Here is a 12,858-nt window from a genome sequence, read left to right on the forward strand (position 1 = left end):
CTAGTCAGCCTGTTAGTCCAAGAACTGCGCGCCGGTTAGTTCTTCGGTGTGCTGCCAGAGCTGACGGGCATTTGCTAGGGTACTAAATGGATGTTTCACCGCTTCCGGCTTTTTCTTCACGTAGTAGCCCCCGCTGATTTGGGCCACGCTCGGGTCGGCAGCGAGGAAGAGTGAAGTAGCCGCGCCTTGCTCGGCAGAAATCATGAACGGCCGGGCCAGCAGCATCGCAGCCGCCATCCACCCGTTGCTGTCACTGGCAAAGCTGGAGGCTACTACACCGGGGTGCAAGGCGTTGGTCGTCACATTCTGGATGCCGTGGGCGCGCAGGCGGCGGGCTAGCTCCTGGGTAAATAAGATATTGTAGAGCTTGGTGTTGCTGTACACCCGCATCGGACCGTAGCCCCTTTCCTGCTGTAAATCAGCGAAGTTGGGCTTCGCTAAGCGGTAGCCCTCCGACGACACGTTGATGATGCGAGCGGCCGGGCTCTGTTGGAGCTTGTCGAATACCAGTGCCGTCAGCAAGAACGGACCTAGGTAGTTGGTTGCTAGGCCTGCTTCGTAGCCCTGCGGCGTTGTTTTGCGCTCTTTGCCGGGCAGTAATCCGGCATTGTTCACCAAGATATCGAGGCGAGGGTAGCGGGCGTTGAACTCAGCGGCCACGCGGCGTACTTGGTCTAAGTCGGCGAGGTCGGCCAGCAGCACATCAACTCGATCGTGGCCAGCAGCCTGCTGAATGGCGGCGCGGGTGGCTTCGGCCTTGGCGGCGTTGCGAGCTAGCAAGATTACGTGGGCGCCGCGCTGGGCGAGCGTGCGGGCGGTGGCTTCGCCAATGCCGGACGTAGCGCCGGTGACAAGAACAATTTGATTTTGCAGGTCAGTCATGATAAGCAGCATACGGAGGTGATGCTCTGGCTGACGCAGCAAGCGCGTAAATACTTTACGGCACGAACTCCCCACCTACTCTTTATCTTTTGCCAAGCTAGCTTCGTATGGCGTAAGCGAGGCCAACCTACTCCTACCCGCTCTTCCTCGCTGTTCCGCCCCATGGATATTCAACCGCACGACACGGAGCCTCGCTGGAAACGCAAGGCGTACAGCGTTATTTTTGAGTCGGATACACCAGCGGGGCGCGCTTTTGATATTGCCTTGCTCGTGGCAATCGTGCTAAGTGTGTTGGCGGTAATGCTGGAAAGCGTGCATTCCATCGACGCCCAGTACGGGTACTACCTGCGCATTATCGAATGGGGCTTCACTACCTTATTTGCCCTAGAGTATATCGCCCGGCTGGTGGTGGTGCGCCGGCCTCTCACCTACGCGTTAAGTTTGCTCGGCATCATTGATTTTCTGGCAATTGTGCCCACGCTTGCCACCTTGGTGCTGTCGGGCAGCCGCTACTTGCTGGTCATTCGGACGCTGCGCCTGCTGCGGGTGTTCCGCATTTTTAAGCTAGGTCAGTTTGTGGGCGAAGGCGAATTTATCGTGACTGCACTCAAGGCTAGCCGCTTCAAGATCTTGGTGTTTCTCACGGCGGTGTTCACCCTCATCATCGTGGTAGGCACGCTGATGTACGTGGTGGAGGGCGGCCAAAACGGCTTCACCAGTATTCCCAAAAGTGTTTACTGGGCCGTCGTCACCGTCACAACGGTGGGCTACGGCGACATTTCGCCGGTCACGGTGCTAGGGCAAGCGCTGGCTTCGGTGCTCATGATTATGGGCTACGCCATTATTGCGGTGCCCACCGGCATTGTATCGGCCCAAATGGCCGCGCCCCGCCCGACGGCAGCTCCCGCGCCGCTCTACAAACAGGTCATTTGCCACGTCTGCCAAGCCGGCGACCACCGCCCCGATGCGGAATATTGCTGGCGGTGCGGCGAAAAGCTATAAATCAGGTTTGTAAGCTCGCCTTACTGCGAACAGCCTTGGGGCCGGATTGCAGCAAGGCGAGTTGAGCCAACACTTTACTTTTTTAAGACCCAGTTGATTGCAGCCCCTTGGTTCTCCGCCAGCGGCAACTTCTCTTTCTTGCCGGCTGTCGAAACCTTCACAATGCTGCGCCCTGGAACCTCAATATAAAGTCGGTCACCCGTTTGATACAATTTTCTAAACGCAGTTAGGTCTACTTCGGGGCTGTTGGCCATCATCGTTGGTAGCAACGGTCTTTTGTCTCTCACCAATGTTAACTCGGCGCCTGTGAATTGATACGTCACATCCGACGCACAATTCGGCTTATTGGCAAGTACCAGCGTAATGCTAGCAGGCAGGGCACTGCCTTCAACATCTACTTCCTGGTTGTTTTGCAACGCTTTTAGAACGGGAACCGAACAGTCGCTTTGAGCGAAAGCCCCACCGCTGGATAACAATAACGCGAGGACAAAAGGCAGCTTTTTCATTGGATTAGTTGGATGGAAATGGAAAAACACCCTAGAATCAGCGAAGGCAACATACAGCATAACAAAGGTTTACATCAGTAGCAACCCTAGCTTATGCGCAACGCTATTCTTTCCTAGTTATTTTCCGCTCCTCGCTAATCCTTCCTCTTTTTCCCGTACGATTCCAGTTTACTTTCTGAGCAGGTGGTGGCCCGGCTACGCAAGTTCCTTCACTGTTTTCACGATGTACACGGGCATTGGAAGAAGCGATAATCTAGCTTCTCTCCGTCTGGCTTTGCTGCGCTTTGGCTATTGTAAGGGCCAATTAACGACAACCGAGTAGCTGAGCGTTTCCCCTCCTTCTTCTGGCTCTACGTCGGCAGTGGCTTCTTCCGTGCTGCCTTCTACTTCGATAACCAGTTGATCACCGGGCTGATACACCTTTTTAAACTCGGTAAGGTCTACTTCTGGCTTATTGGTTTTGATTGCCGGCAACACCAGTGTTTTTTCCCGCACCAACGTCAGTTCCGCGCTCTTAAAACGATACGCAATCATAGATGCGCAACTCGTATCGCCTACCAGCACTAGGCTAAGCGACGAAACCAATGGGCTGTTCTTCATATCCACTTCCTGCCCGTTCTGATACACTTTCAGCTCATAATCAGAGCACTTCGTTTGCGCAGCGGCCCAGCTGCTAGAAGCTAGCATTGCGAGAAGAACAATCAGCTTTTTCACGAGCAGAAATAGTATAAAAGGCGGAGTAAAGTAGACGAGAACTGCAAGCCGCTGAATTCGCTGGGGCCGTCCGAAGAACCTAGCTTCAGTTACGGCCCTAGTCAGCCTGGCTTGCTTCCCCGAAAGTAAATATTTTTTCTTTACATATTGAAAATAATAAATATCTATCCCACAACTGCGCCTAATCTGGCTACTACTTCAGCACTTTTGCCACTTCTATGACTTCAAACGCCGGATTTGTAGCAAATAGCGACTTCAAAATTGGAATATGTCCTTGCCCGAAGATGACTAACACGGCTTTGTCGGTGGGCTTTATCTGGCGCAGGATGTTGGCGTAGATGTGCAGGTTGGTGGAGTACCAATCAGTGAGTAAGTCGATGCCGGGGTAGTCGGGCCCTTCGCCGATGCGGGCCATGTATTCGCTATAGAAACCTGCGTTGGTATTCAGCGCCTCCGGTGAGTTGACGTACGTCAGGAAATCCTTGAGCGGCAGCTTCGCCATCTTCTCATTGGCCTCCGCCATAAAGCGATTCGAGTACGTATCTAGGTTTGTTAGCAAATCACCTTGGTGGTGTTGCTTGGCAAATTCTATGGCTTTATCGGCGTCGAAGCGGCCCCGGTAGTTCACGGCCGTGAGGTGCGGCAGCCGAAGCTGCTGCGCAGTGGGCAAGCCTAGCTGGTCGATTTCGTTGGACTTCAACGTATAGCGGCCTTGCTGGTACGCCTGAAAGACGCTATCGAGCTTACCCTGCCGGAGCATAGACCACTCAATGCAAATCTGATCGGGGTGGAAGGCCGCTAGCTTTTCCACCACGGCGCGCACCTGCGGCTGGCGCTGGGCCGACGTCAGGTCGACGGCGGCGTTCTTGTACATATCCGTCGTGGAGGGCGTGAAGTGCATGGTGCCGAGCAATACGATTTTGGTGCGCGGCTTTGGGGCGGGCGTTTGGGCCGCCGCTGTTAGTATCAGCAAGGCTACTAGCCACGTCGTCAGCAGGCTCGTTCGGAGATGGACCATGTAGGGTGATGAGTGTGAGGTAGAATGAAGGAGATCTGGCGGTGCACCTAGGTAGTCAGGGCCAGCAAGATAGATTCCTCATGCAGCACTACCGTTGCTTGACACTTAGTTCTTGTCCTTCTTCCTTTTGCTTGTTAGCCTGAAAGTGCCCTGTGCTGCTACGCTATTTTACCGCCTAACACGACCTCAACCGCTGTGTTTGCGTATTGCCCTACCAACCTTCAACTCTCGCTGATCCTGTTATTTATGGAAAAAGTAGCCCATGGCGTCACCCAGCTGACCATTCAGCGCTTCGTCAACGTGTACTTTGTGGAGCCCGACACCGCTGGCAAGTGGGTGCTCATTGATACGGGCCTGCCTGGCAGCGCCAAAACGATTATTGCCGCCGCCGACGAGCTGTTTTACCCCGGCAGCCACCCCGAAGCTATCCTGCTCACCCACGGCCACATGGACCACGCCGGCTCGGCCCAGGAGCTAGCCGAGCACTGGAAAGTGCCCGTTATTGCGCATCCCCTGGAGCTGCCTTTTCTCACGGGCAAAGCCGTGTACCCACCCGCCGACCCCACAGTGGAAAACGGTGGTAGCCTAGCTTTTGTGAGCCGGTTTTTCCCGCCCCAGTCGTTCCAGCTCTCCGACTATGTGCAACCCCTGCCCGAGGATTCGGAGCCACCCTTTATGCCGGGCTGGCAATGGCTACACGTGCCAGGCCATGCACCGGGCCAAGTCGCCTTCTTCCACCCAGCAGATAAAACCTTGCTCGGTGCCGACGCTTTTGCCACGGCGAACCACGAGTCGGTGCCGTCGCTACTGCTTCAAAAGCCTCAAATCAGTGTGGCCGGCGCGCCCTTCAACTACGATTGGGAATCGGTACACGCCTCTGTGGTAACGCTGTCCAACCTAGAGCCCCAGGCTATTGGTTGCGGCCACGGTCCGGTTATCAAAGGCCCCGAAGCAGCCGCGGGTTTAACTGCCTTGGCCCAGAGCTTCCCTACACCCAAGCACGGCCGCTACGTATCGGATCCCGCGCGCATCGATGCCGATGGCGTGCAGTATTTACCCCCAGCCCCCAAAGACAAATTGCCACAGCAAGCAGCCATTGTAGGCGCCGCCACCGTGGCACTGATTGTTACAGCCGCTGTGCTGATGAACAACAGCAACAAGAAGAAAGCAGGCAAGCCAGCCTATGCCAACGTTCGTCACGGCTTCACGCGTCTCACCCAAACCGGCCGCGAAGAACGTGGCGTAAACGAAATCGACTACGACGAGGAGTAACTGTGTAGCTGAGTGACTGAGTACTTGCTCCGTACCTTGTGCAGCCATATTACTCAGTCACTCAGTCACTATCCTGGCCTTTGCCCATTTCGGCGCTGATGAAGTAAGCCCCACGGCGTACTAGTTGGGTGGTGTCAGCAATCGGCTCTAGGGGCGTCACGGCTACGTCGCCGTCGATGGCAGGGCCAGTGCGCACTTTTACGCGGCGGAAAGTAGCCCGTCCGTTATCGGCCTGCTCAGTGCGCACGAAGGCATAGCTGAAGCCACCGGCTTGTACCAAGGCATCTTCCGGCAACGTGCGTTGGCGGGCGCCAGCCGTCTGAATACGCGCCGCCACAAACTGGCCGGGCAGCAAATCGGAGCGCTCTGGCTCGAGGTGAGCATGCACGCGCACCGTGCGCGCTTCGTCGTCGAAGGCTTTGCCAACCAAAAATACGCGCGCTTTAAACTGCTCATCAGTACCGCGATTTTGCACTGTGAACAAGATGAGTTGCCCCACCCGCACTTTGGCCACGTCTTTCTCGAAAACCTTCAGCTCCAGGTGCAAGTCGTCGCGGTTGACGATTTCTACCAGTACATCCTGCGGGTTCACGTACTGACCAGGGTTGATATTCACAGCTTTCACATTGCCGCTGATGGGCGTGGTAAGCGGTACGCTGCTGGCAATGTGGCCGCTATTAAGCCTCTCCACTGATAAGCCGAGCAGCCGCACCTGCGCGGCCAGAGCGCGTTCGGCAGCTTGTTCGCTGGCATAGTCGGCGCGGGCTTGCTGAAGCTTGCGCTTAGCTCCTATATCTTCAGCATCAAGCACTTGTTGGCGTTGTAGCTCCTCGGTCAGAAACCGCACCCGCGCCCGAGTCTGGAGGTAATCTTGTTGTAGCTTGAGGTAATCGGGATGGCGCAGGACGGCAACCGTGGCCCCAGCTTTTATGGGCTGCCCTGGCAAAGTGTTCACCGTCTGCACGTAGCCACCTAGCATAGCGCTAATGGAAACCCGGTTTTGGGGTGGCACTTCAATCGAGCCATTCGCTTGCACTTCGGTGGTCATATTTTGCCACTGAAAGCCGCCTGTTTCGATGTTCGCAGCACGCTGCTGCGCGGCCGAGAGCTGGATCTGGTCGGGGTTAGCAGCTGGAGCAGCTGGTACTTTGGCAGCTTCGGGCGGCGCGGCTTTGCTATCGGGCGACGAACACCCGGCTGTGCCAAGTGCGGCACCTAGCAGCACCAGCGTATATGCCTGAAGCGGTATCGTGAACAAGTTCTTCATGAAAGCAATTGCTGTGACTTAATGAGCAACGGACCATACCTAGCTCACTGACTATCGACACTTGCCAAAGTTTGCAAGTTGATAACCAAGTCATTGTACTGTCGCACCTGGTCGAGGTAGTTCTCCTGTATCTGCCAGGCGGGTTCGGTATTTACCACGTACTCTACGTATTCGATGTCGCCGGCTCGGTAGGTTTTTTCGGCCGTATCCAGGATTAGGCGGGCTTGGGGCAAAGCACTTTGCTCGTAGTAGCGCAACGACGCCTGCGCCCGCCGCAGCTGCTGCAACAAGGCGCGCCGCTCGCTGGCCAGCTGGGTGTTGGCATAAGCAAGCTGTCCTTCTGCCACCTGCTGCCCAATGCGGGCCGCCGCTACCCGCGCCTTCTGAATGCCCCCTAGCAAGGGCACGGCCAGACCTAGCTGCGCCACCTGGTACCCACCTACTCGATTGATGCTCTGCACGAAATAGCCGGCGCGCAAGTCAGGCAGACGGCGCAATTGCTCCACGCGTAACTGCTGCTGACTCACGGTAGCCTGCTGGCGCAGGAGCCCGAGCGTCGGGTTGCTGTCCGGCGACAGGGCCGCCGTGTCGGCTGGCGCGAGGGCAGCCACCAGCGTGGCGGCCGTATCGACGGCCACTGGCGCCCCGGCCCCGAGTAATTGGCCGAGCTGCTGGCGCTGTACCCTTAGGTCCGATACCAAAGTAAGCAACCGGTTTTCCACCTCCCGCAGCCGCGCTTCCGCCGACACTTGCGCCAGCCGGTTTGTTTCGCCTACTTGATAGCGGATGCTCGCGGCGCGGGCCGCCCGGCGGTAAAGGCTGTCTTGCCGCCGCAGCAAAGCAATCCGCCGGTAGCTCACCAGCACCTGGTAGTAGCTGCTGCGAATAGCCTGCGTTAGCTCTCGCCGCCGGATACGGGCCTGCTGCTCCGCCGTTAGAGTTTGACCTTCCAGCAGGCGCCGCTGAGCGGCGTACAAACCGGGCAAGGCCGTTTGCTGAATAATGTTGAAGCTGCGGTCGTTCAGCGGCCCCGAAATTTGACCGTACTGAAAATCGACGGTGGTACGGGGCAAGTCGGTGCCGGTGCGAACCAGGGCGCGGGCCTGCTCAGTTTGAAGCGCCGCCGTTTGCAACGACACGTTCTGCCCTAGCCCGGTTTGTAGAGCTTGCTGCAACGAGAGCCCGCTCGTCGGCTGCCCAGCCGTAGACGGCAGCGTGTTTTGCGCTTGTGCTACTTGTAATAAGCTGCACGCAGTGAGCAAAATAGCAATCATGGTGAAAGCCGGCGCAGAGCTAGGGGCACCAGTCTCAGCGGCGTTTTTGGCTTGTTGTGCCTTCCGTGCCGCATCCACTGGGTTGGGCTCGCCGTCTTTGGTGAACAGCGTGTAGAGCACCGGCAGCACCAGCAGCGTAAGCAGCGTGGCCGAAATCAGCCCACCAATCACGACAGTTGCCAGCGGCTTCTGCACCTCCGCCCCCGCCGACGTGGACAGCGCCATCGGCAGGAAGCCCAACGATGCTACCGCCGCCGTGAGCAGCACCGGCCGGAAGCGCTCGGCGGTGGCTCGGAGCACTCGGTCGTTTACCTTCTCTACGCCCTCGGCCGCCAGCTCATTCAAGCTAGCTACTAGCACAATACCATTCAGCACGGCCACCCCAAACAAGGCGATGAACCCCACCCCCGCCGATATACTGAACGGCATACCGCGCAGCCACAAGGCCAAGATGCCCCCAATCGTTGCCAACGGAATACCCGTAAAAATCAGCAGGGCTTGCTTTGCTGATTGAAAAGACAAATACAGCAAGAAGAAGATCAGCAGCAACGACACCGGCACCACAATGGCAAGGCGCGACTTGGCTTGTTGTAAGTTCTCGAAAGCGCCACCGTACTGAAGCGTGTAGCCCGTGGGCAGCTTCAGGCCGGCACCTAGCTTCTGCTGAATTTCCAGCACCAGGCTTTGCACGTCGCGGTTGCGCACGTTCACGCCAATGTTGATGCGCCGCCGGGCATCGTCGCGAGACACTTGCACGGGGGCGTTGCGGTAGTCTACGGCGGCTACTTCTTCGAGAGGTATTTTTTGGTTGTTGGGCGCATCCACGTACAAGTCGCGCAGGTCGGTGAGGCTGCGGCGGTGGGCCGAGTCGAGGCGCACCACGAGGTCGTAGCGTCGCTCGCCTTCGTACACGTCGCCGGCCACGTCGCCGGCGAAAGAAGCGCGCACCAGCGTGTTCAGGTCGGCCACGTTCAGGCCATACTGGGCTAGCTTTTGGCGATTATACGTCACCCGCATTTGCGGAAGCGAGGCAATCTGCTCCACCTTCAGGTCGCCCACGCCGGCCAGCGGCCGAATGAGCGCCGCAGCTTCATTGGCTTTTTCAAATAGCAGATCGAGGTCATCACCGTAAATCTTGATAGAAATGTCCGACTTCACCCCCGAAATCAGTTCGTTGAAGCGCATCTGAATGGGCTGCTGAAACTCCATCGTCACGCCAGGCACGTCGGCCAGCGCCCGTTGCATTTTGTTGGCTAGGTCCTCCCGTGAGTTGGCGCTGCTCCAATCGGCGCGGTCTTTCAGCACCACAATCTGGTCGCTGTCCTCAAACGACATCGGATCGGTGGGGATTTCCGACGTGCCAATCTTGCCCACCACCTGCTGCACTTCCGGGAACTGCTTGAGCAGAATCTTCTGCACCTGCGTGGTAGTAGCAATGCTCTGGTCGAGTGAGCTGCCGGGTGGTAGGGTCACGTTCACGGCGAAGTCGCCCTCGTCGAGCTGGGGAATAAACTCGCCTCCCATGCCCGCGAATAGCAGTCCGCCAACTACTAGCAAAGCTACGGCTACGCCTACCACCAGCCAGCGCACCTTCAGCGCCCGCTGGATGAGAGGGTGATAGCCGCGGTGCAGAAACTGCATAATACGGTCGGCGATGGTGCCTTCCTCTTTAATGTCTTTGCGCAAGCCCCAGGCCGTGACGGCCGGTACGTAGGTGAGACACAGCAACATTGCTCCGATAATGGCAAAGCTCACCGTGAGGGCCATGGGCCGAAACATCTTCCCCTCGATACCGGTGAGGGCTAGGATGGGAAAGTACACAATAAGAATAATGAACTGCCCAAACAACGCCGAGCGCATCAGGCGCGTGGCGGCGGCCTTGGTGATGTCGTCCATGGTTTCGTGGGCGGCCTGGGCCCGCGTGTGCACCAAGTGGAAAATGGTGGCTTCCACGATGATAACCGCCCCATCGACAATCAGCCCGAAGTCCAGGGCACCTAGGCTCATGAGGTTGGCCGACACGCCAAACAGGCGCATCATGCCCAGCGCAAACAGCATGCACAGCGGAATCATGGAGGCCACCACTAGCCCCGCCCGCCAGTTGCCTAGCAGCAGCAGTAGCACGCCCATTACGATCACGCCGCCCTCAACTAGGTTGCGACTTACCGTATGAATAGCCTTATCAATCAGCTTCGTACGATCGAGAAAAGGGGTAACCACTAAGCCCGCCGGCAAGGTCTTCTGGATTTCGGCCACCCTAGCTTTCACGCCTTTAATGGTAGCTTCTGAGGAAGCACCTTTCAGCATCAGTACGATGCCGCCTACGGTTTCGCCTCCACCATTGCGCGTCATGGCGCCGTAGCGCACGGCGTGGCCGTAGCGCACCTCGGCTACGTCGCGCACCAGCAGGGGGGCGTTTTGGCTGGCTTGCTTCACCACAATGTTGCCGATGTCGGACAGCGACGTCACGCGGCCTTCCCCGCGGATAAAGTAGGCATTGTGGCCCCGCTCCAGATAAGCGCCGCCCGTGTTGGCGTTGTTTTGCTGCACGGCGGCAAACAGCTCGGGCATTGTCACGTTTGAGGCTGCCAGCCGCTCGGGGCTCACGCTCACTTCGTACTGCCGCACGTAGCCGCCGAAGCTGCTCACATCGACCACGCCCGGCACGCCGGCCAGCTCCCGCTTCACGACCCAGTCTTGCACGTCGCGCAGCTGGGCCAAGGAGTACTTGTGCTCGTAGCCTTTTTTGATGCTGATGCTGTACTGAAAAATCTCGCCTAGCCCCGTGGTAATGGGCGCCATGCTAGGCGTACCGAGGTCGGGGCCGAGGCTAGCTTGCGCCGCTGTAAGCTTTTCGGCAACCAGCTGCCGCGTGCGGTAGGTGTCGATATCATCGTTGAAAACCACAGTAATCACCGACAAGCCGAAGCGCGAGATGGAGCGAATCTCCGTCACGCCGGGCACGGTACGCAACTGCAACTCCAGCGGAACCGTGAGCAGTTGCTCGACCTCCTGAGCGGCCAGCGAAGAGGACTGGGTGATGACCTGAACCTGGTTGTTGGTGATGTCTGGAATGGCATCCAGCGGCAGGTTCATGGCCGAATAGCTGCCCCACACCGCAAGCGCCAAGACCAGCAGGGCCACGAGCAGCTTGTTGTGAATACTGGCCGCAATAATTCGTGAAAGCATAGCGGAAATTGAAGCGAAAAAGCAGGCCGCAACCCACCAAGCGCATCTTGGTTGTGCTGAAATTCAGCAAGATGCACCTAGCATGCTGCAGAACAAGCCGGCAAGTTAGGCCTCATCGTTTGCCACTGCAATCGAATGACTCCGCTTTAAGCAAGACTTAAGATTAGCTCTTGATGCCTGCCGGTCCGGCACCTGGGTCGTCGGACTGGCAGGCAACCTAGGCTTTCTTTTCCTCCGCCGGCTCGGGGCCGCGGAAGGCGTCGCGCTGGTTTATAGTGGGAAGCTTCACCGGCCGGCCCTCACGCGCCGATTGGTAGATGGCTTCCATAATGCGCTGATCTTGCAGGCCTTCCTCACCGGGCGTGTATGGATCTTTATTGTTCAGAATGCACTCCGAAAAGTGGTCTATTTCGGTAGCAAACTGATTTTTCGACCCTAGGGTAATTTGCTCGGTGCGCTCCGTCATGCCGTCGGCGCGTGAGGTTTTGAGCTGCTGGCCTTCGTAGGCAAAGGCCTGATCGAGGTGAATCCAGCCGCGCTCGGCCATCACCCGGTACAGGCGCGAGTCGTGGGCGTTGTAGTCGGTGGCGCAGTTCACCACGATGCCATCGGGGAAGCGCATCTGCCAGGAGCACAGCTCCTCTACCTCCGAAAACAACGGGTTGCCGGGCGTGCTGTAGGTGTAGCCAGATACCTCGATCGGCTCGGTGCCAAGCACGAAGCGGCACGTGTTCAGGCAGTACAAGCCAATATCGGGCAGCGCCCCACCGCCAGCTAGGTCTTTTTTGTGGCGCCAGTGCCGAGGGTTGGCCGAGCTTTGAGTGTTAAAGGCTTCAATCAGCTTGGGCTTCCCAAACTGGTTTGCCTGCATCATCTTGCGCACCATGCGGTTGTGAGGCTGGTACTGAATGCGGTAGGCAATCATGAGCTTGCGGCCAGCTTTTTTGCAGGCCTCGATCATGGCCTCGCACTCGGCCACGGAGTTAGCCATGGGCTTCTCGCAGAGGATGTGCTTGCCGGCCTGCGCCCCCCGAATGGTGTACTCGGCGTGCATGGAGTTGGGCAGCACAATGTAGATCACCTGCACGTCGGGGTTGTCCTTGAGCTTGTCGTAGTTTTCGTAGCTGTAGCAGCTTTCGGGCTTGATGCCGTATTGCTTGGCTACTTTTTGCAGCTTTTCGGGGGAGCCACTCACCAGGGCCACCGGCTTCGATTTCTTACACTCGCCAAAGGCAGGCAGCAGCTCCTCCAGCGTAAGGTGACCTAGGCCCACCAGCGCGTAGCCCACCCGCTCATCGGGGGGCAGCGGCGTGGGTGGGGGCGGCGACTGGCGGTCGGCATCCGATTTCCAGGCTTCTAATTCTATCGGCTGATCAACGGCGCTGGGCACTTTGGCAGGCGGCGACACCGGCTCCGAGGAAGGCACCTTCTGACCGTTGGGCCCGGCGTAGGTGGTAGCTTCGCCCGAGCCGCTGGGGCTGCAAGAAGTCATTAGTCCGCCCACTACCCCCGCGGCTAGCCCCCGACCAGCATATTGTAAAAACTCTTTGCGCGATACTTCCGTGGAAGCCTGAGCCAGCAAACTCTGCATGGCACTTGTCAGTTGATTCATCGTGTAACCGAATAGAGAATGGATGATTGCCGGGAGCCGCCGACGCTACGTGCCCTAGCCCTTATGGAAAAGGCCCACCAACGCAACTATGCAGGCGGGCCTTTTGAGGGAGAGAGGAAAGT

Annotated in this window: 9 protein-coding genes; 2 read left to right on the plus strand and 7 right to left on the minus strand. The window is 57.8% G+C overall.

Annotated features, from left to right (window positions below; all coding sequences use genetic code 11):
* Window positions 1-12 precede the first annotated feature (12 nt).
* A complete protein-coding gene (locus BXP70_RS23250; protein WP_218779846.1) occupies window positions 13-894 on the minus strand; it encodes an SDR family oxidoreductase in 882 nt (293 codons plus the stop codon).
* A 150-nt stretch (window positions 895-1,044) separates the two neighbouring features.
* Here BXP70_RS23250 and BXP70_RS23255 point away from each other — a divergent pair, with 150 nt between their 5' ends.
* Window positions 1,045-1,884: an ion transporter gene (locus BXP70_RS23255; RefSeq protein WP_086596577.1), complete on the plus strand. Its 840-nt coding sequence runs from the start codon at window positions 1,045-1,047 to the stop codon at window positions 1,882-1,884.
* Window positions 1,885-1,958: 74 nt separating this feature from the next.
* On the opposite strand, the gene BXP70_RS23260 is transcribed toward BXP70_RS23255, so the two are convergent.
* From BXP70_RS23260 to BXP70_RS23270, 3 genes are all read right to left on the minus strand, one after another.
* A complete protein-coding gene (locus BXP70_RS23260) occupies window positions 1,959-2,390 on the minus strand; it encodes a hypothetical protein (protein ID WP_143436651.1) in 432 nt (143 codons plus the stop codon).
* 288 nt (window positions 2,391-2,678) lie between these two features.
* On the minus strand, window positions 2,679-3,104 hold the full coding sequence (locus BXP70_RS23265; RefSeq protein WP_143436652.1) for a hypothetical protein: 426 nt from the start codon (window positions 3,102-3,104) through the stop codon (window positions 2,679-2,681).
* A gap of 193 nt (window positions 3,105-3,297) precedes the next feature.
* A complete protein-coding gene (locus BXP70_RS23270) occupies window positions 3,298-4,122 on the minus strand; it encodes a DUF5694 domain-containing protein (RefSeq protein ID WP_086596525.1) in 825 nt (274 codons plus the stop codon).
* A gap of 246 nt (window positions 4,123-4,368) precedes the next feature.
* On the opposite strand from BXP70_RS23270, the gene BXP70_RS23275 reads away from it, so the two are divergent.
* On the plus strand, window positions 4,369-5,394 hold the full coding sequence (locus BXP70_RS23275; RefSeq protein ID WP_086596526.1) for an MBL fold metallo-hydrolase: 1,026 nt from the start codon (window positions 4,369-4,371) through the stop codon (window positions 5,392-5,394).
* 61 nt (window positions 5,395-5,455) lie between these two features.
* On the opposite strand, the gene BXP70_RS23280 is transcribed toward BXP70_RS23275, so the two are convergent.
* The 3 genes from BXP70_RS23280 to BXP70_RS23290 form a co-directional block, all read right to left on the minus strand.
* Complete coding sequence (locus tag BXP70_RS23280) at window positions 5,456-6,661, minus strand: efflux RND transporter periplasmic adaptor subunit (RefSeq protein WP_086596527.1); 1,206 nt, start codon at window positions 6,659-6,661, stop codon at window positions 5,456-5,458.
* A gap of 44 nt (window positions 6,662-6,705) precedes the next feature.
* Window positions 6,706-11,124, minus strand: coding sequence for a CusA/CzcA family heavy metal efflux RND transporter (locus BXP70_RS23285; protein ID WP_086596528.1), 4,419 nt, complete (start codon window positions 11,122-11,124; stop codon window positions 6,706-6,708).
* A 217-nt stretch (window positions 11,125-11,341) separates the two neighbouring features.
* Window positions 11,342-12,736 (minus strand): Gfo/Idh/MocA family protein, encoded by a 1,395-nt coding sequence (locus tag BXP70_RS23290; protein WP_086596529.1) that lies wholly within the window; start codon window positions 12,734-12,736, stop codon window positions 11,342-11,344.
* Window positions 12,737-12,858 lie beyond the last annotated feature (122 nt).

This window comes from Hymenobacter crusticola (assembly GCF_002154225.1).
Lineage (GTDB): Bacteria > Bacteroidota > Bacteroidia > Cytophagales > Hymenobacteraceae > Hymenobacter > Hymenobacter crusticola.

Coding starts and splice junctions, on each gene's coding strand:
- BXP70_RS23250 (WP_218779846.1), bottom strand. CDS start 894: ATGCTGCTTATCATGACTGACCTGCAAAATCAAATTGTTCTTGTCACC.
- BXP70_RS23255 (WP_086596577.1), top strand. CDS start 1,045: ATGGATATTCAACCGCACGACACGGAGCCTCGCTGGAAACGCAAGGCG.
- BXP70_RS23260 (WP_143436651.1), bottom strand. CDS start 2,390: ATGAAAAAGCTGCCTTTTGTCCTCGCGTTATTGTTATCCAGCGGTGGG.
- BXP70_RS23270 (WP_086596525.1), bottom strand. CDS start 4,122: ATGGTCCATCTCCGAACGAGCCTGCTGACGACGTGGCTAGTAGCCTTG.
- BXP70_RS23275 (WP_086596526.1), top strand. CDS start 4,369: ATGGAAAAAGTAGCCCATGGCGTCACCCAGCTGACCATTCAGCGCTTC.
- BXP70_RS23280 (WP_086596527.1), bottom strand. CDS start 6,661: ATGAAGAACTTGTTCACGATACCGCTTCAGGCATATACGCTGGTGCTG.
- BXP70_RS23285 (WP_086596528.1), bottom strand. CDS start 11,124: ATGCTTTCACGAATTATTGCGGCCAGTATTCACAACAAGCTGCTCGTG.
- BXP70_RS23290 (WP_086596529.1), bottom strand. CDS start 12,736: ATGAATCAACTGACAAGTGCCATGCAGAGTTTGCTGGCTCAGGCTTCC.